Source organism: Microcoleus sp. B4-C1, assembly GCF_036705285.1.
GTDB lineage: Bacteria > Cyanobacteriota > Cyanobacteriia > Cyanobacteriales > Microcoleaceae > Microcoleus.
Window position 1 is genome coordinate 108578 of sequence record NZ_JAUBUC010000005.1, and the last position, 18510, is coordinate 127087.

22 protein-coding genes are annotated in these 18510 nt (G+C 43.7%); 14 read left to right on the plus strand and 8 right to left on the minus strand.

From position 1 onward, the window contains the following. Positions 1–60 precede the first annotated feature (60 nt). Positions 61–534, minus strand: coding sequence for a hypothetical protein (locus QUB26_RS03465; RefSeq protein WP_333316706.1), 474 nt, complete (start codon positions 532–534; stop codon positions 61–63). Between the two features lie 56 nt (positions 535–590). Next, the gene (locus QUB26_RS03470; RefSeq protein ID WP_333316708.1) at positions 591–1139 is read right to left on the minus strand and encodes a GIY-YIG nuclease family protein; all 549 of its coding nucleotides are present in this window, start codon (positions 1137–1139) and stop codon (positions 591–593) included. Between the two features lie 826 nt (positions 1140–1965). Here QUB26_RS03470 and QUB26_RS03475 point away from each other — a divergent pair. The 8 genes from QUB26_RS03475 (at position 1966) to QUB26_RS03510 (ending at position 8454) form a co-directional block, all read left to right on the plus strand. Next, the gene (locus QUB26_RS03475) at positions 1966–2301 is read left to right on the plus strand and encodes a hypothetical protein (RefSeq protein WP_333316709.1); all 336 of its coding nucleotides are present in this window, start codon (positions 1966–1968) and stop codon (positions 2299–2301) included. A gap of 4 nt (positions 2302–2305) precedes the next feature. Then, positions 2306–2599: a hypothetical protein gene (locus QUB26_RS03480; protein ID WP_333316711.1), complete on the plus strand. Its 294-nt coding sequence runs from the start codon at positions 2306–2308 to the stop codon at positions 2597–2599. A 47-nt stretch (positions 2600–2646) separates the two neighbouring features. Then, on the plus strand, positions 2647–2907 hold the full coding sequence (locus QUB26_RS03485) for a hypothetical protein (RefSeq protein WP_333316713.1): 261 nt from the start codon (positions 2647–2649) through the stop codon (positions 2905–2907). Positions 2908–3023: 116 nt separating this feature from the next. After that, positions 3024–3569: a hypothetical protein gene (locus tag QUB26_RS03490; RefSeq protein WP_333316715.1), complete on the plus strand. Its 546-nt coding sequence runs from the start codon at positions 3024–3026 to the stop codon at positions 3567–3569. Between the two features lie 135 nt (positions 3570–3704). Beyond that, the gene (locus QUB26_RS03495) at positions 3705–6083 is read left to right on the plus strand and encodes a hypothetical protein (RefSeq protein ID WP_333316717.1); all 2379 of its coding nucleotides are present in this window, start codon (positions 3705–3707) and stop codon (positions 6081–6083) included. Positions 6084–6091: 8 nt separating this feature from the next. Then, positions 6092–6229, plus strand: coding sequence for a hypothetical protein (locus tag QUB26_RS03500; RefSeq protein ID WP_333316719.1), 138 nt, complete (start codon positions 6092–6094; stop codon positions 6227–6229). A gap of 89 nt (positions 6230–6318) precedes the next feature. Continuing rightward, positions 6319–7512 carry a transposase gene (locus tag QUB26_RS03505; RefSeq protein WP_333316721.1) on the plus strand — a complete coding sequence of 398 codons (1194 nt, stop codon included), beginning with the start codon at positions 6319–6321 and terminating at the stop codon, positions 7510–7512. Between the two features lie 108 nt (positions 7513–7620). Then, positions 7621–8454 (plus strand): ATP-dependent DNA ligase, encoded by an 834-nt coding sequence (locus QUB26_RS03510; protein WP_333316723.1) that lies wholly within the window; start codon positions 7621–7623, stop codon positions 8452–8454. A 137-nt stretch (positions 8455–8591) separates the two neighbouring features. On the opposite strand, the gene QUB26_RS03515 is transcribed toward QUB26_RS03510, so the two are convergent. The 4 genes from QUB26_RS03515 to QUB26_RS03530 form a co-directional block, all read right to left on the minus strand. Then, a complete protein-coding gene (locus tag QUB26_RS03515; RefSeq protein WP_333316725.1) occupies positions 8592–9191 on the minus strand; it encodes an HU family DNA-binding protein in 600 nt (199 codons plus the stop codon). Positions 9192–9344: 153 nt separating this feature from the next. Next, on the minus strand, positions 9345–12050 hold the full coding sequence (locus QUB26_RS03520; RefSeq protein ID WP_333316727.1) for a hypothetical protein: 2706 nt from the start codon (positions 12048–12050) through the stop codon (positions 9345–9347). Between the two features lies 1 nt (position 12051). Then, positions 12052–13470 carry a hypothetical protein gene (locus QUB26_RS03525; RefSeq protein WP_333316729.1) on the minus strand — a complete coding sequence of 473 codons (1419 nt, stop codon included), beginning with the start codon at positions 13468–13470 and terminating at the stop codon, positions 12052–12054. Between the two features lie 91 nt (positions 13471–13561). Further along, complete coding sequence (locus QUB26_RS03530; protein ID WP_333316731.1) at positions 13562–13996, minus strand: RNase H family protein; 435 nt, start codon at positions 13994–13996, stop codon at positions 13562–13564. A 107-nt stretch (positions 13997–14103) separates the two neighbouring features. Between QUB26_RS03530 and QUB26_RS03535 the strand changes: the two genes are divergently transcribed. Continuing rightward, positions 14104–14598: a hypothetical protein gene (locus QUB26_RS03535; RefSeq protein WP_333316734.1), complete on the plus strand. Its 495-nt coding sequence runs from the start codon at positions 14104–14106 to the stop codon at positions 14596–14598. On the opposite strand, the gene QUB26_RS03540 is transcribed toward QUB26_RS03535, so the two are convergent. Together QUB26_RS03540 and QUB26_RS03545 are read right to left on the minus strand one after the other, a co-directional pair. Beyond that, positions 14599–14931, minus strand: coding sequence for a hypothetical protein (locus tag QUB26_RS03540; RefSeq protein ID WP_333316736.1), 333 nt, complete (start codon positions 14929–14931; stop codon positions 14599–14601). It lies immediately after the preceding gene. A gap of 69 nt (positions 14932–15000) precedes the next feature. Continuing rightward, positions 15001–15834, minus strand: coding sequence for a DNA cytosine methyltransferase (locus QUB26_RS03545; RefSeq protein WP_333316738.1), 834 nt, complete (start codon positions 15832–15834; stop codon positions 15001–15003). Between the two features lie 192 nt (positions 15835–16026). Between QUB26_RS03545 and QUB26_RS03550 the strand changes: the two genes are divergently transcribed. The 5 genes from QUB26_RS03550 to QUB26_RS03570 all read left to right on the plus strand — a co-directional run bounded on the left by QUB26_RS03550 (position 16027) and on the right by QUB26_RS03570 (position 18483). After that, entirely contained in the window at positions 16027–16407 is a 381-nt protein-coding gene (locus tag QUB26_RS03550; RefSeq protein ID WP_333316740.1) for a hypothetical protein, read from the plus strand. A gap of 70 nt (positions 16408–16477) precedes the next feature. After that, positions 16478–16921 carry a hypothetical protein gene (locus QUB26_RS03555; RefSeq protein WP_333316742.1) on the plus strand — a complete coding sequence of 148 codons (444 nt, stop codon included), beginning with the start codon at positions 16478–16480 and terminating at the stop codon, positions 16919–16921. A gap of 103 nt (positions 16922–17024) precedes the next feature. Beyond that, positions 17025–17384 (plus strand): hypothetical protein, encoded by a 360-nt coding sequence (locus tag QUB26_RS03560; protein WP_333316744.1) that lies wholly within the window; start codon positions 17025–17027, stop codon positions 17382–17384. Between the two features lie 94 nt (positions 17385–17478). Beyond that, the gene (locus QUB26_RS03565; protein ID WP_333316747.1) at positions 17479–17808 is read left to right on the plus strand and encodes a hypothetical protein; all 330 of its coding nucleotides are present in this window, start codon (positions 17479–17481) and stop codon (positions 17806–17808) included. 183 nt (positions 17809–17991) lie between these two features. After that, positions 17992–18483, plus strand: a complete 492-nt coding sequence (locus tag QUB26_RS03570) for a hypothetical protein (protein WP_333316749.1) — start codon at positions 17992–17994, stop codon at positions 18481–18483. The last annotated feature ends 27 nt before the right edge of the window (positions 18484–18510 follow it).

Consider the following 18510-nt stretch of genomic DNA (forward strand, 5'->3'; position numbering starts at 1 on the left):
TATAACCTTCATCGGTACAACAATAGTTTGATAATAACAGCAGAGGGTATCTTGCGAGATTTAGAGAGCTATTTTAAGACTTATCAACCAAACGATCGAATTAACAGCCGACAAAAAGGTATAAAAAATATAGATTGATGGAGCAGCCATAGCTCTCCCTAAAGAAGGCATTTTAAGTGTGTTCAAGCTACCAAGCGGGTGAACTAGACCTTTGGGAATTGAGCGAGTATTAAAACTGTCATCTAATGCGCTTTCATCATTCAAGAATTCGGTAACAGCAGCAGCTATTTGCATATAATAAAATTGTACCCTCCAATAGGTAGCTTCTAAGAACCAAAAACCAAAGATTATAACGTATCCCAGGGGAACCAGTGCATCTATTTTGCTGGCAAACACCCAACCAATCAACGCTACCCAAATGGTAATTGCTGCCGTTTTTAACTGCTGCAAAATGGTACTGAAGTTAGCTATTTTTTTCTCTAGTTCCTCTGCTCCTTGTTGCAGCATTACTAGCTGAAATTCAAATCGCTCCATGTTTTATTCGGGGATAGCTATGGTTTCTAACTTTAAAATACCAAATTCTAGCAGTTTTACTTACCGAACGGTTGTCCCCACCACTGCCAGCATTCCTTATTAAATGGCGACTTCCACTTGTAGATAAGCTCTGATTCTAGTTGCAGTCGCTGTTTCCGGTTAACTGGAGCCCCGTACCAAAATGCTATGGCTACACTCACCTTCAAGGAATAACGCCGATGCAGTTCTATGTAATTTTCAATGTAGCTGTGACAATCGTGGCTCATCCATCTTTGCTTAGGAGTACGCTCTGTTTCTCCTACATACAACAACAATGGAAGTTCGTTGTCAATAACGAAGTAGAGACAAGTACGATCGCCCCAATCTGGTTTCTCACAAAAGGAGAGATTGTGCAGTTCCAGAGTAAATGGGTCTATGCTAGTGGCTTGACAGGGATGGGGTGCTAACTCAAATAGTGTTCCTTGTTGTGGTTGGGAGGCGGTTGCAGATTGTTGGTGTGCAAAGATGCGCTGTTTCCAAGAATGCAGAGCCTCACAACTCATTGTTAGTTGAGGAGATTGAGCATAGCTGGATTTGGGTTGCGGAAAAAGTTCGAGTTGTGGCACGGATTTAAAGATTAGTTGGACGATCGCTGCGGTAAGTTTAGCTCAATGGAATTCTGCCAAACCCCACACTCCCGGTCGTAATGTTTCCAAATATGGAACTGCTACTGTCACAATTATACCAAACTGATGACCGTGATTCTTAAAAAAACTAGAGAGTTTATGAATGGAAATCAGGAGAATTTGGAAATTCTGTCACAGATTCCTTAGCTTTTCGATGTAAATGAAGGTTTATTTAGCCGAGTTTCGGAAACTGTCGCCTTCACCTTGCCTATCTATTCGATCGATTCTTAGCTCTTTATAACAAATCGAACCAAATCACAGCAATTTATAAATAAATGCTACGTCAGCTTTGGCGCTTCTTACGAGCTAACAATCCAGGGCAAAAGAAAACCATTATGCTTCGCTTTGGGGTGATGATGTTTTTGCTCTTTAACTATGAGAATCTATCAGCATATAAAATTGCAGAATCTGTTTAACTACTGACCACTGACCTCTCATGCTACTGGGATGTCAGAACTCATACTAACCATAAAACACATGGCAAGAGATTTAAGTGCTTACAATGTACCCGAACAACCGTGTCATACCTGCCCGTTTGGTGGGAAGAAACCAATCCCTCTTCCTCCCAAACGACTTACATACTATTACGATCAACTCCTCAATGGCGGCTCCCAGCACTTATGCCACAGCGCGGAAAAAACTATTTGCCGAGGCGGACGAACTATTCAACTCCGATGGTTTTGTTCTCTCGGTATCATTGAAGAACCTACCGATGAAGCTTTCAATCAAGCTGTTGCAGAAATTGAATTAAGGAAAAACAAAAACAATGGAAACGATAGAAACACTGGAAACGATGGAAAAACAGAAAACATCTCAGAAACACATTGATTTGTTTCTGAAACCCAAAGATTGTTACTTCTTGTACAATCCCTCTCTCTGGTGTCCTGGCTGGGCAATCGGTCAAATTGAGCTTCCCATCCCTACTAGCTATTCCCGTTTCTTGACTTTGGTTCGTAATGCTGAAGGTGGCTGTCATTGGGTTACGGCTAATAATGTTGCCATTCGACACAGCAATCATCGTCAAACTCATCTTTTTGAGACTTACGCAGCGAATTGTTTCGATTGGGAGAAAATCAACAGTTTCAGTGCAATTGTTTGGTAATTCTATGGAAACGTTAAAAATCACTGAAGAACACATTACTTGGTTTCCTGAACCAAAAGACTGTTTCTTTCACTATGGAAATGTTTGGTGTCCAGGTTGGGCAGTTGGCACAATTGAATTACCGATTGTTCCTTGCTATTCCCGTTCCTTTACCTTAGTTAGAGATTCCACGGGTGAAAGTCATTGGTTTTCTGCCAACAAGGTTTTGTTTCGCGGTGACACTCATTTATTCGACAGTTACATCGGAAATACTTTCGATTGGACAAAAATCCACAGTTTCAAGTCTCTTGTTTCCTAACTTCTTACCCGACAGCAGCGGTTTACCAGTTCGCTACTGGTTTTTTTATGTCTAATCTACCAAGTCAACGATTTGTCGTCTGTTACGCCTATTATTCCATTGGTGCTGTCACCGAGCATGGTAGCATTTTGTTCTTGGCTAACTATGAAAATCCTGAATGGATTACTGATTTTGAAGAAGCTTATTTCTTTGAGTCTAAGGAAAAAGCCGAACAAGTAGTTACAACTCTACAAGACAACTTCAAAGTTAATAATTTTCCCAAAGATTCTGTTTCTATTATTCTAGTTAATTGGTCAGAATCCGATTAACAGTTTTGGCTTTTATCTCTATAACAAGTGGGGATAAAAGTCAACCTTTTAGTGTATGAACTCAAAAACAGAGAAGGGATATAAGCTAAAAAATAATTTATTAGTTAGTAACTGACATGGTGTTAACAGCAGGACTAGCCACAAAACTACTGCGCCAAACGATCGCCGATTACAATTTCTGGCCTCAATCCGAAGGCGATTCATTGTTGGCGATTAGAAGGGCGAAGTTGCCATTTGATGACGTAGCTATCCTCTCCAGAGATGCTTCAATGCGGAGAGCTGCAATCAAGGCACTGAATCCCGAAGCCCCTACTTACAAACCTCCGGTAAATCGAGCAATTTCTTATCAAACCCTTGATGAACTCTTCCAGCCTTTGATTAGAAATGCGCTGACTGAGTTAGCGACTGTCACCCAAAATCAAGGGCTGACGATGGAGGGAACTGTTCCGGCAGAAGCAGTTTTTGGCATTTTAATGCCGATCGAAGCGATCGAATATCTGACTGAACTTTACCAAGTTTTCAGCCAGCTACAGAATCCCAAAGTTATCCGGGTTTCTGATGATGCTAGTCCCACTCCCGACGCTTACACAAGTCTGATGATTGTCGGAGAGTCAATGGAACTTGAGGTTATTATTGCTCAGACTCTTTTGATTCAAACCTGATTCTTCACCAGATGCGCGAAACTCAAACTCTTCTCTCTTAAAGCTAGTTTTAGTCTTGGTTCAATAATCTCTTTCTTGGTATGACCATGCCAAGAAAGGGATTGTTTGTCTATCAAATTTTAGGCGGTTTAGCTAATGGCAATTAGAATCACATCTCCCACTCAACCCAGCATTCAAGTCGGAGGATTGCCCTATTCTCTCCCAGTTCTGGCAGTCGCTGACACTAACACCAATACCGATGTTCGTTTTAAATTAAATGGCACAGTTGTCGGAGTTGATACCACCGCTACTAATGTTGGCACTACTGCTACACCTATCTATCAATTTGGAATGTCAATTCCAATTAATACCGCAGGTGTTCATGTCATTGAAGTCGAGGATATTACTGGTACAACGCCTCCCGTAGTTCGATCGACCGATCGAATCAATTTTGAAGTCAAGGTCAATGCTCCTACAATTTCACTCCAAACTCCTAAACTTTCCGGCGGACAAACAGTCGTAGTTGCTGATGTTCAACACATTCCAACTAACGGTTTTGTTCGATTCACTTTGAATGGCGCAATTATCAAAGAATCTCCCTGGGTTCCCTTTGAAACACCCATCACACAAAATGGAACTCTCCGAGCGGACATCATGCTCGGCATCAGCATTCTTGCCACCGCGACTCGCGATGTTACTCTCATTCCCCCAGAACCTGCCATTGTTGGCCCTCCTGGTGAACCCGGCCCCGCTGGCCCTCCTGGTGAACCCGGCCCGAAAGGTGATAAAGGCGATCGTGGCGACCAAGGCATTCCCGGTGTCAACGGTATGGACGGCGCGACTGGCCCGGCTGGAGTTCAAGGAAATCCAGGGATGCCGGGTGCTCAAGGGATGCAAGGTATTCAAGGCGTTCCCGGTGTTGATGGGTTGCCTGGTACCGCTGGTGCTACTGGCTCCAGAGGTGACAAAGGCGATCGTGGTGAAGCAGGAATCCCCGGTATCCCCGGTACTAAAGGTGACAAAGGTGATAGAGGCGACACCGGGCCTCAAGGACTTCAAGGAATTCCGGGTGCAGTTGGCGCAGCAGGCTTGCCGGGTGAAAAAGGGGAGCCTGGGGCTCAAGGTAGTCAAGGTATTCAAGGCGCATCGGGCCCGATCGGACTTACCGGCCCTCAAGGAAATCCAGGCATTCAAGGCGTTCCCGGTGAGAGAGGTTTACCAGGCGCTCCAGGAAGTCCAGGGCCAGAAGGTGTTCAAGGAATTCCAGGGACTGCGGGCCCGAAAGGCGATCGCGGTGAACCGGGTTTGGTTGGATCGGCAGGCTCTCAAGGCGAAAAAGGCGATCGCGGTGAGCAAGGTTTAGTTGGCGCTACTGGCTCTCAAGGTCTTCAAGGTTTGACTGGTGCTAAAGGCGATCGTGGTGAGCAAGGAATTCCCGGTGCAGTCGGTGAAATTGGACCCGTTGGCGCTACTGGTGCGGTAGGTGCAACAGGAGCTCAAGGTGTTCAAGGAATTCGAGGCGAACAAGGGCGACCCGGTTTGATTTGGCGCGGAAATTGGAACGCGACCACGAACTACGCGATGTTCGATTCAGTAGCCCACAACGGCAGCAGCTACATTGCCAACGCCCCGAACGTCAACTCTCAACCGCCGTCTCTCGCCTGGACTTTAGGAGCAAAACAAGGAGATCCGGGGCCTCAAGGAAATCCCGGAGCCAAAGGAGACACCGGCGCGCAAGGTCAGACCGGATTAACTGGCCCGACTGGAATGCAAGGCGCACCCGGTTCCGCTGGCATTCAAGGGCCACCTGGACTTAAAGGAGACACAGGAGCCACTGGTGCAACTGGACTGACGGGTTCCAAAGGTGACACAGGAGCAATCGGCGCAACTGGTGCAACTGGAGCGCAAGGGATTCCCGGCCCGAAAGGTGATATCGGTGCAAAAGGTGATGTCGGAGTGCAAGGTCAGACCGGGTTAACTGGCCCGAAAGGTGATGTCGGAGCTAAAGGTGAAGTTGGTCTAACTGGTGCGACCGGAGCCACTGGTTCTCAGGGTGTTGCTGGTCCCAAAGGAGACACAGGCGCGACTGGCGCAACTGGCCCTCAAGGAGTTCAAGGTGCTGTTGGTGCTGTTGGTGCTGTTGGGTCGATCGGACTTACGGGACCGAAAGGAGATACTGGTGCAGCAGGAACAATGGTATGGTCAACTCCAATTTCTTTGCCTTTATCGTGGAATGTTACAGGCGCGGTAACTTATCAAACTTGTGGAAAGTTGGTTCGAGTGAATGTGGATGTAATCATAAATTATCCAAACATTTCAGGAATGATAATTTGTGGAAATATGCCAAACACAGTGTTTAACACTTGGTTTCATTCCACAGCAATGATTTTCAAGCCTGACTTAACAATTGCTGCAACGGGACAATGGGGATTAATGAGATATCAACCAAACAACCGAGACTTAGCGTTGATGTTTGACAAGATTGTTAGCGAACAAATCCGATGTGTCAGCAATTTCATGATGGCAATTAACTAATAAAAACCATGACTTTTGTAGCCGAAACTCCCAATACTTACAATCCAGCTAAAGAATACATGGTTGGATTTTGGTTAAGCAGCCCAAAGCTTAACGGAGTTCGCTGCATTTACCAAAAAGCTGGGTCTAAAGCCCCGTCCTTATAGGACGGCTTTAATTATCTTGTTAATTGTAAATGTTTGTTAAATAAACACATTAAGAAGGATGTTATTCATAGACGTGGTAAAATAATTGAATGATAGTTTTAGAGTTTAAGTTGAAAGGCAAAGCGGAGCAATATCGGATCATCGACGAAATGATCCGAACAGCTCAATTTGTCCGAAATAAAACTCTTAGACATTGGATAGACAATCAAGGAATTAAGCTTGTTGATCTGTACAAACAGTGCGCTGTTATGGCGAAAGAGTTTGAGTGGGCAGGCAAGCTTAACTCAATGGCACGTCAAGCTTCAGCGGAACGTGCCATTTTTGCTATCCAACGTTTCTTTGCTAATTGCAAGGCAAAGAAGCCAGGGAAAAAGGGATACCCGCAGTTCAAAAAACATACTCGATCCGTCGAGTACAAGACTTCGGGTTGGGCGCTTTCTGCCGACAAAAGATGTCTAACATTCACCGACGGTTTTGCTGCCGGAAAGTTCAAGTTAGTCGGCAGTCGGGATTTGCATTTCTATGCACCCGATGAGATTAAGCGAATTAGAGTAGTACGTCGTGCCGACGGATACTACGCCCAATTCTGTATAAACGTAGAGCGAAAAGAGGAGCTTGTTCTCACTGGCAAAGCTATTGGAATAGATGTGGGACTCAACCATTTCTACACCGATAGTGATGGGGACACGGTTGCAAATCCTCGGTATCTCAGAAAGAGCGAAAAAGCTTTAAAAAGATTGCAGAAAAGGGTTTCTAGAAAAAAGAAAGGCTCTGGCAATCGGAAGAAAGCGATCAATAAATTAGGAAGAAAACATCTGAAAGTAACTAGGCAGCGTAAAGACTTCGCTATAAAGACAGCGTTGTGCGTGGTAAAATCTAACGATTTTGTAGCCTACGAAGACCTTCAGGTGCGGAATATGGTGAAAAACCACAAGCTCGCTAAATCAATTAGTGATGCAGCTTGGTCACAATTTGCTCAGTGGTTGGAGTATTTCGGGAAAGTCTACGGCAAAACAATAAGTGCTGTAGCCCCTCAATACACATCACAAGAGTGTTCAAACTGTGGCAATCTAGTCAAAAAAAACCTATCAACCCGAACCCATATTTGTGATTGTGGAACGATACTTGATCGTGATCACAACGCCGCAAAAAACATATTAATCAAAGGGTTGAAACCGGCAAAAATTGATTTAAATACGGCGGGGCACGCCGGAATTCACGCTTGCGGACAGACCGATCTCTACTCAATGGTGGCGACATCAACGAGCAAATCGACTGGCTGATGCAAGAATCCCCTCGCCTTTAGGCAGGAGTGTCAAATGGGAGTAACAGCTACTGGCAATCTCCGAAGTCCCGCTTTAGGTCGATTTGTTTAATGAGGAGCAACAAGGATGTTATTGCAATTAGCAAATACTTACAGTCCCACCAAAAACTATGGTGTTGCTGAATGGCTCAGTAGCCCCAAACTGGATGGAGTGCGCTGTTTGTACGAGAATCTGACCAGTGGATTGAGGAGTCGATCGGGATTAACTCGATATTCAGGATTAGGTGAAATTGAGCAAATCTGTGAAAGCATCCGGGTAGCCAACAATTTGTTATTTTTGGATGGTGAGTTGTACATTCCCGGAGAACCTTTCGATAGAATTTCTGGGATTATTCGGACAACAAAAGCAACGCAGGCTACCAATAAACTTAGAGTTGAATTCCGTATCTTTGCGATCGGCTTCACTCAATATCCGAACATCCGGGCAGCCGATGAATACAATCAGATTCAGCAAATCTTGCCGGCAATGGGGAAAGTTAGCTACGTTCCACAGAAGTTGATTCAGAATAACCCTCTGGTGATTCAAGCAGAAGCAGATTTTGTCAAGAGTTCGGGACAATCGGCTGAGGGGATAATGCTGCGGAACCCGAACTCGGTATATTTTCAGGGTCGATCGATCGCACTTTTGAAAGTCAAGAATTTTGTGAAAGCCCAATTGCAGGTCGCTGGGTTCACCAAAGGCTCAGGGAAATATTCTGCATCACTCGGCAATCTATTAGTTGGCGGTAACATCAACGGGCGAATTGTCAATGCCAGAGTCGGGACTGGATTTAGTGATGCTGAGCGATCAACTATCTGGGCGAACCAACCTAATTATATGGGCAGAATAGTCGAGGTCATCCATCTTGGGATTACTGCTACTGGAGCTTTGAGACATCCTGTTTTTTCTGCTTTTGTTTAAATTCCTTAGAAATTCTTACAAATTCTTAGGAAGTTTTAGGAACAAGAAACATGAAAAAAACCTGAGTCTGGTTGGGAGTGACTCAGGTTTTTTTGTAGAGTTCGTTCGTCGCCGATTCAGTTGAGCGAGAACTATTCTTATTTGACAATCCCTAAAAGTTCAGGGACTTGACCTGCTAATTTCCAGCCAGTAGCAACGGAGTAAATTGGAGTATTTGCACCAACTCCCCAATTAGACAGTTCATTGCTGGGAACTTCGATAAAGCTACCGTCTGGGGCTTTGATTTGCCAGATAATTGGTGGTGCCGAAGGAGTAAGCAATTCCGCTGGAATTGGAGGAGGCAAAACAGGAGCTACCGGAGCTGCTGTGATAGTTGCTGCGGGAGGTGCTACCGGAGCTGCTGTGGGAGCTGCTGTGGGAGCTGGAGTCAGTACAGGGGTTGCTACAGGAGGTGTTACTGAAGTTGTTTCAGTCGAAGTTTCAGTCGAAGTTTCAGAAGGTCTTGCACCCGAATAAACCCTTTCAAGGAACTTCTTGTCAAACTTGATTTTCGGTCGGCGAGTAGGCTTGTAAGTGGTTAGTTGACCTGTTCTGGGGTTTCGTCCTTCCCGTTCTGGTTTTTCAATCAAAGAGAAAGTGCCAAACCCTTCGATTTTGATATCCTTTCCGCTTTCGAGAGAAGCTACGACACTGGAGATAACTTCTCCAAATGGGACATTTTCAACAACTGAAGTCATAATTCAAAATTGGGATTGAGATAAATGCTTGATTTGATTATGCCTTAATTATTTTAAAAGCACAATAAATCAGACAAATTATTACTCATTTTTACGCATGAAATGGGCATGAAATTGGTAGTATTTACCACTTGTCGTAAATACCACTCATCATTAATTAGGTGGTAAACCAAAATCTTCAGGGCTATAAAGACCTGCTGGCATTTTCCCATTTAAAAAATCAATCTGCTCTTGGCTCATAGATTGATTAAATAACCGAACTGTTTTGGTAATCGTTCTACCCGCTTCATCCATGTATTTGCCATCGGTGTAAATCCGCATCTCACGAGTTTCACCGATCGCCACCTTACTTCGATATTTTTCACCAACCCATCCCAGGGGAAAGTAACCGATATTTCTGGTACTTTCGGGATATCTCATATCGATCGCCAATTCCATCCGTGCAACTTGCTGACCAGTAGCTGGTTTCAGACGTTGAACAACTCGAATGAGAACACTCTGTCCAGTCCATTCACCCCGGCTCCAGACATTGGGTTCTTGTTTGTGGACGTTGAACACATTGAAGTAGGGCAAAGTATCTGGGTTTTCTTGCAATTCAGTCACAATTTCTTCCCGGAATAAGTTGAAGACCAGCGACCCTGTGCTAAGTTCGCTAGCACTGGTGTGGACAGCGCGCCAGTAAGCAGCAGCCCAAGATTTATCGGTGTAGGCTTCACCGTTAGCATCCGCAAATTGTTCAAGAGCTGAGTTTTTCAGGGCTTGATATTTGGCGGAAACTTCACGGATTTTGGTAGTGTCGCCATCATTTTGTTCCTTCCATTTGATGGCAGCATTCATCTCTGAGCCATATCCCTTGCGCTGTTCAAACGCAAAATCCATCTGTTCTTTGGCTACCTCAACCCCCACAAACAGCGCATTATGAAACGAGTTGATGTCGATGTTAGTTTCTAGCTGAGCTGGTCGCCAATAGGAGTTGACGACTTTAACGAGTCGGGAGATGGTATCGATCGCATCTGGTGCAACTTCACAAGGTCGGGTCAGATAAACCTGTTTGTCCTTAAAGTCTTTGAGCCACGGAATTTTACCTGCATCTCCCAAACTATTGAGATATTCGGTAACAGCTTGCAAACCCTTGTCATTATTTGGATATGCCGATTTGAGGGAGTCCACGGCGATTTGGAGTTCCTGACTCAGGAAATTGATGATTGCCATCTCTTTTGGCTCGGTTTGCTCTCCTCCGGGCGGAATATTCAGGACAATTCCTTCAGCACCCGCTGCTCTGGCGCGACCGAGGAGTGAGGCGACAATGCCAGTCTTGTCGTTCATAGAGTTAATGGCGACTGTTTGGAGATTTCCGGTCAGCGCCATTTTAGGAAGCTTGTCAACGGAGGGGGGTGTGTCGAAATTTTCGATCGCTTTTGTCAGATTGACATACTCGCTCCACAAAATTAGCTGAACGAAGTCTCCATCAAAGTCTCTGCCCAAACTCAGCATCAATTTGGTGGAAGCAGCCATCAAACCAGCATTTTTGGCTTTGGCATACATACCTTCATGACGGTTGATCCAAATTTGGCAGTCGCCCCAGTGACGCATGGGATTGCAAAATACAATATATCTGCCAGGAATCATTGACGGCGCACAAAAGACTTTTTCGGTAAAAGTCGTTACGTTGTTCTCGTCCGTACTTTCGTATTGTTTGAAATGTGCATCGTCTGGTTGGGACATCAACGACCAGAAACGCACTCCGGCTGCTTTTGCTAAATTCAACCAAACTGCTTGAAGTCTTTCTGCTACCTTGCCAGTTATATATGGATGCAGCAATAACCTGCCTTTTATGTCATATTTAATGATTTCCATTGCTGTGTTGACATATTCAGCTTCTGACTGGATACTATCCCCTTGTTCTCGTTCTTGTTCTGCTTCATATTGATGGATTCTCAACTCTTTAGCTAAAGCTTGAATCGAGTTAGTTGCATTTGCTAATTTTTGACATTTTTCTTGGAGTCGAGATATTATTCTATCTTGCTCCAGAGTTTCAAATTTAAACCATTGGAATAGCATCCACCCTGCTTTGGCTGTGCGTTTTTCTGCTTCAAATACCAGCCCACAAAGCAGTTTTTCTCGGTAGTTTCCGAGTGCGGGTTTGTTACCTTTGAGTGAACTCCAGGGTATGACCAAATCATAGCCAGAGCCATCTAATTCTGGATTGTATGCGATCGTCCCTTTGGCTACCCATTTCTTAAATGACGCTATCCTAAACTGAAGCGGAATCCCTTCATCATTTGGTAAGTGAATATCGCCAGTTCCTAGTATGCGAAGAAACTCTTTAGACCCTTTGGCGTGGCTGTCTCCGCTATTCCAGTGTCTACCATTTGTCGGGTCATCTTCGGGTTGTCCTTGCTCGTTTTTGTTGGTATCATCTACGATGACTAAATTGAATTCGCGACCGACTAAATGTTTGCATCCGGTGTGCATGATGCTGCCGTAAATGATGCGCTTCCATTGTTCGGTAGATTTGTTGCCATAGTAGTTAGAGCCAACGGGAGCCAGATTAAAAGTAAATCTACCGTGGTTCCGAGAGCCACTAGCCAAGTCAAGGAAATATCGATCGTTCTTGTTAGCAATAAAGGGGTTAAGAAGGGCAGCATTTTTGGTATCTTCTGGGATTTCTCCAATACAAAATCGTTCTTTGCCAGCGTCTTGATGCCAGCCAGAAAGGAGAGTATTTCGGAGAGTAACTTTTGGAGTGTTAGACCATTGTTTGGTAACACAATCCCAAACTGACCAAACAGCAGTAGTAGCAATTTGTCCTAAGCTCTCATCAACCCAAGAATAAGTTAATTCGTAATCAGTAGGCATATTAGTCGCCAAAGTAGAATTTTCCTGATACTATTCTAGCAACTTTATCAGTACCTAACCTGGTAGGAATATCATCTTTGGGGATAAGAACTGGATTGTCGGGGTTGTTCAAATCATAGCCAATAACATATTCTTTCTTGGTGTTTAATCCAACTCCGATGACATCTTCGATCGGAAGAACAGCACTAGCTTTTAAATTTCTTGCTAAAGTTTTCAACTGTTCAAGAATTTCAACTTGATTGGTGTCGTACAGATGAGCAACCGATAAGTTGAATTTTCTTGGGGTTGCATTGCCAACATCAGCAAAAACATAGAGGAATTCAGCAAGATCGGTTCGATTTCTCATGGCGGTGGCAATAACGACGGCTGCCCCAATTATAGGCGCTGCCCAACTCATCAAATAAGCCCATCCACTTGCTTGCATTCCTGTAGTTCCAAAGAGCCTAGGTAATAAACTTGCTCCAGCCTTGAGAGCTGAAGCTGCCAAATAACGAACTGCTTCAGCACCGCCAGAACTACCAGATAATTTCAGGACGATCGACACCACTGTATTTGTTAGCGCTGGCAACAAAACTGCGGGAATATTGAACGATTTCAAGAAAAAGCTTCCTAGCAGCCAACTGGCAATGCTTGTGAGTACACCCACTGCACCCGCGATCGTAGCTGCTCCTCCTACTGCGATCGGCACCAATGCAGTGTTCACCACGGGTGGATGACGGTAAATGGAACTGATGGAGTGATTGTACGTTGAGCTAATTGAGTATGGATTATGAGCAATGATGTTGGGGATTGTGGCTGTTGTCATAGCAATCCGTGCTGCTTCTGCCCGTCGGATACGTGCACGAGCGTTTCGGCGTGGATTCCCGGTCATAGATTCGATCGTTGCTAAAATCTCAGCCTTAAGTTGCTCAACTCTACTAATTGCTTGAGCTTTCCATGTATCTATTTGAGCTTCGGCTGTCTGTCCGCCAGAAGAAATTGCTCGAATGTCAGAATCGATCGAGTCGATCGTTACTGATAAATTCGGTAAATTCAAAGCTTCGTTGTACGCCATCACCGATGCTTCATAAATTATTCTTTCTCTGGTACTGGGACGGAGACTTGCTAATTCTTGCTGACCTTTGCCTGCTAAGTTTGTGAATGCTTTGCTGTTGTAGGCACGGTTAACTCCATTAACTGTTTCTAAAAATACTAAACTGCAATCAATCACGGTATTTCCTACCGTTTGAGATGCTACTAATAAATCCCTGACACCTGCCATCACTGGATTTGCCATAATAAATTGGATATGGGGCAGACTAAAATACCAATCTTTTCCGCTCGTTACTCCTTGATTTACAGCATCGGCTACTGTCAAAATTGGTTTTCCTGCCCATACGTTGTTAGCAAGCTGTGTTCGTAAATAATTAAATTGACTCATGTTCTTGTCCTAAATTTTAGCTCATTTTAACATACCCAAACAGGGCATTGTAAGTATTAACAATGCCCAAATTGAGACTAATTTACAGTTCTCAAGAAACGAGAATTTGTTCTTTGGCAAGTCGATCGCACTCACTCAACTCAGGAGTCGAATTCCGCGACAACCACAGCCAGGTAATGTCGTGAACTTCTGCTAACTTGTCGAGTTCTTCCCACAAATCCTGGTTGGCGTTACGCTTCCAACTTTTGGTCATAGTGTGAACGACATAAGTAGAATCCGAGAATAGCGTAACTTTGCAAGGCTTTTTGAGAGCTTTCAACCCTTCGATTGCTGCTGTGAGTTCCATGCGATTGTTAGTAGTAGTTGTGTCAGCTTTACCACTAATCGCTCTTTTATGTGGCTTACCTGGAACTGTGAGAATTGCAGCCCAGCCACCGAATCCGGGGTTTCCTGAACAAGCACCATCACAATGAATGTTTACTACAGGTTTTGTTTGAGTTTCTGTTGGATTTTGTACGGCAACCATAAGACTTTCACAAAGATAGACATCAAAACCCCCTAGCGAAGCAGTTTATTCTGAGCAGTTGTTACTTATTATTTGGTATAATATAGCAAATAAATTACGAAATTAGTATGTCAGAATACACAGATTTATTGAGAGAATATGCACGTTTATCAGTCGCTAATTCGGGATTATCAATCGACAACTCACAACTGTTAATAGATAATTTGCAGATAAAGGCAGAAAACCTAAGACTAGCCCAACAGTTAGAACACATCAAGAATCTAACTAGGGAAATGTATTATGACTTTAGATTCGATCGACCCAACGGAAACTTGAAAGAAAATAATAGAGAACCCTTAGACCTAAATGGTGGCGGAGTTCTCTATGTAGTTCAGTATGTCGATACTAAAGGCAACTCGTTCATATCCACTGAAGGATTTACGCCAGAAGGTGATATAGCTCCTAAGCTGTTTTACTTTGGATATGCTGTGTTCTTTCTGGTTGAGGAGCTGACTCGGCAAGGATTTACTTGTCTGCCTGATAGGTTCTTAAAGCTTTTCGATCGGAATCACAAGTTTTTGAGATATGTCCTCAAAGAATTTGAACGGGTTTTATCCTTATAATTAGTGGATGTCAACAGTATTGACATGAACCGAGAAAACTGTCTGTGCTTCTGCATACAGTCGATCGACTTCCGATTGAGCCAAGTATCTTTCGCTATGATCGATATCATTTAAGTAATCGGCAACATACGCAGCAAGAATGTAAGTATTGCTAATCACTACCATTTCGGTGTCTTGAATCAACAAAACATCCGTGTCTGAAGTGCCAATCGCATACATCCCATTTGCATAATCAGGATGGCTGCACTCCCGATGGTAAATCTTCCACTTTTTAGTCACAGGGGATTTTATCGTTTCGATCGTAATTCCTTCCGGGATATTCGTATCGCTCATCTTTCCACCATATCTCCAGAAACAGTCTTTCTTTTGGCTTCATCTTGCCTGTCTTTTTACCCATGAGTTTCATCTCCGAATAGGTTGGTTGCTAAGTAAGTGAGCTAGAAACTGGAGACGCATCAAGGGCACAGTTGCTTGTGGGATGCAGATTGATAAACCCGTCAGAGTTATTGCCTGTGCTCTCCCCGGAGTCCTTGGTTCTACTCCTGGGCTAACAGGTGGCGGATTCATTCTCCACCAGTTTTCATAATGCAGTCCAGCCAGGTAATCGGAATTGCCATCATCCAAAGACACAGCTCTGGGTTCAGTTTCTGGGTAATTGGTAAACGACCTTGCGATTTCAATCTGACTTCCAAGTTGATCTGTCCAGCGCGTCCACCCTTCCCGCTGCTGGAGGCCAAAGTCGTTACGGTAGGCAACGATAAAAACTCTTTGTCTCTCGTGAGGCGCACCGCACTCCGACGCGCTGATAACTTCAACTTCTGTCTGATAACCAGCCATTCGTAAGGCTCCCAAGATTGTTCGCAAGCCTCTATGAATGACTCCTTTTGGGTTTTCAATAATGACAAAATCTGGCTGGGCTTCAACGATGACTCTGTACATTTCCCACCATAATCCTGATTCAGCGCCTGCCAATCCTTCTTTCTTTCCTGCGTTTGATGTATTTGTGCAAGGAAAACCGCCAATGACGATCGTAGGAAAGCCGAGTTGTCTGAGTTTGGGTGGATGATACGTGTTGATATCTGACCAGATGGGGATATTAGGGAAGTGCGATTGCAGGACTTTTTGAGCATAAGGATTAATTTCGACAAATTGAAATGTTTGATATCGCTCGCCAAAAACTAATTGTGCTGCTAACTCAAATCCTCCAATTCCTGAAAATAAACTAATCGCTTGCATAAAATATAATTATGCCCACTGCCAGTAATTGTTTTAGCTGTTGTCTTTTGCCCAATCGCTCTTTGAATTGCTCCTGGTCAAGCTCCTCTAACCGTGAAATAGGCAACACCTTTTAGTCTCATGTGAGTTTCTTTTTATTCTATCATTTGAGCTTCGCTATGAAGTAATGATTTTAGATAATTAACTTGTCTCATGACTAAAATTGTAATGGTTTCGGGCAGTCGATCGATAATGAACATCAGCCCTGGAATGCAATCTCTCAACCGCATAATGGAGCTGAACTTTTCCATAATTTTAGGCGATGCGTCAGGAGTTGACAAACTGGTTCAGGAATATCTACGCTCTCAGAATTATCCAAATGTAAGGGTTTACTTTGCCTTGTGGTCTGGAAACGGGAAACCTAGAAACGTTACTGGATTTGAAACTGTAGGAGTTCAAGGGAGTTACAGCGATCGGGACAAAGTAATGTGTTCGGTTTGCGATTACGGTTTGGCTCTTTGGGACGGGAGAAGTCGCGGAACCAGGGACAATATCAATCGAACTGAAAGGAAAACCAAAATCATCAGAATTTGAGGCAATTGAGGTTGGTCGGTGAGGGTCGCTTCGCGATGGGGAGTCACCTCTCACCCCTAGGACTTTTAGTATGTCAGAAATCAGAATTAACCCAATAAAACTCTTCCCGTATGATGTTAACCGTCGAGAAGGGACATATTTCGTAGCTTGCGGGCGCGTAGCGCATCGTAATGGCAAGCAAGTTGATAAAGAATTGTTGAAAGGTCATTATTCTGTTGCCTATGAAGGTAGCGATATCCGTTTATCAAGCTGGGCATGGAAACAACGCAAAGAGTTAACTAACTTAGCAACTTACTTTGATGGTAACTCTGTTGAAGAAAAACGCCAAATTATCTGGCAACAAATCCAAGACAGAAGTGTCAACCGCCATCTCCTTTCTTTCTGTGAAAAGTTTAGAGAGGAGCCTTTGTTTCTCTGGTATGTCAGCTACTACGACTTACCCACAGCTCAGTTTATTAAACGCTTTCTGGAATGGTATTGGTCACAATATCCAGTGATAGAAACGATCGACTAATAACAGAAGCAGAAACAGAAGCAATCGAAAGAGAAGAGAAACAGGAGATTATCGGTAAGGCTTCGCAATGAGGAGGCGGTTTCTTTATCGTGGGGTTTTCGCCATGACTACAGCTACATCAACAGCTACAGCAACAACAGAAAAGAAGGTCATTCCGTCGATTTCCAGACCAAGCTTGCAAGAATTTGGGCTCGGTTCTCATCCAGATATTCTTTGGAGAGACGGCGTGTACATCTGTCAGCATGGCAAGAAACAACTCTATTTTAGCTGTGAATTGCCTTTGTGTGAGAACTTCGATCGCATTGATGTTAATAGCCTTTATCTGACAGTAGCTGGATTAGTAACAGTTAGAGCAATGTATCTCGATGAGTGCATTGCTCAACATTATCACTTCATTGTACTCAACGGAGACGGCAATGAAGAAAAACTCATGACCTGGGAATTTCAGAGTGCTTTCTTTTAAATTCTAAAAGTGTAAGAATTTCAGATACAGAGAATGTATTTGAAATTCTTCACTTTTGCTTCGCTTTGAGAGTGTAGACTTTTTAAGAATTGTCATGAAGAAAGTAATTGCTAAAGTTGAGCGTCTACGTCCTGCTTATTTTGGAATTGTTGAAAGAATTGGCAGATACTGTAGATGGGATGATGGGGTTTTCGTTTACGATGACGGCGAAGGGGAAATGTACTTCTCCTGTGAACTTCCATTGTGTGAAAATGGCGATCGAATTGAAGTCGGTAGTTTGTACGATACCTGCTATGGAATGGTGAAAGTCCTTGAATTGAGTTTAAGCAACGACGTTATTCAAAGATTCAAATATAAAATTCTTGATGAGGACGATCGTATCGAAACTTTTTACGGTCACGAATTCTACACCATCTTTTGGTAATTCTCTTACACCTAGAAGCAGTCTTTGTTTCTAGGTTTCTGTTTCTAGGTTTCTGTTTCTGACTTTGTTCCTCCTGTCATGGTCATGTCATGGTCATGTACAGGTGTAGGTACGGGTGCAAGGGTGAGGGTGAGGGTGAAGAATACTTCGTTTGGCGGGGACGATGTTTAGATCGATCGTCCTATGCTTCTCCCAGAACTTCTCACAGAACTTCTCCCAGAACTTCTCACAGCACCCGCAACAGAATCAGAAACAGAAACAGAAACAGAAACAGCAGAAACAGCACCAGAAACAGAAACAGAAAACAAATCATGTTTCACCTGGATAATCAAGAATAATTATCCAGATGCGGATTTCTGGCTCATCAACAAAGGTAGTCAAGACAAGTTAGGGAAGCCAATCAAAAAGTTTGAACCATTTCTAACAGGTATAAAATGTCCAGTTCTTGTAATTCCTGAGTATGGGTATTATATGTGTCTGCATCTCCATCAGCAAGGATTGTGGAAAAAGTATGCGATCGGCTCAATCACTTGGAAAAATCTTCGGCTCAAGGATATCAAAGCGGTTTTTCAACACATTGGTCATACCCACCGGAATCAACACCAATCTCGGTATAAATCGTTTATTCCAGCACAGATTCCAGCCGAGAGACAAGAGTTTTTTGCTTCGCTTTAAAGTGTTGAGGTGTCTTCTTTTGTTAGG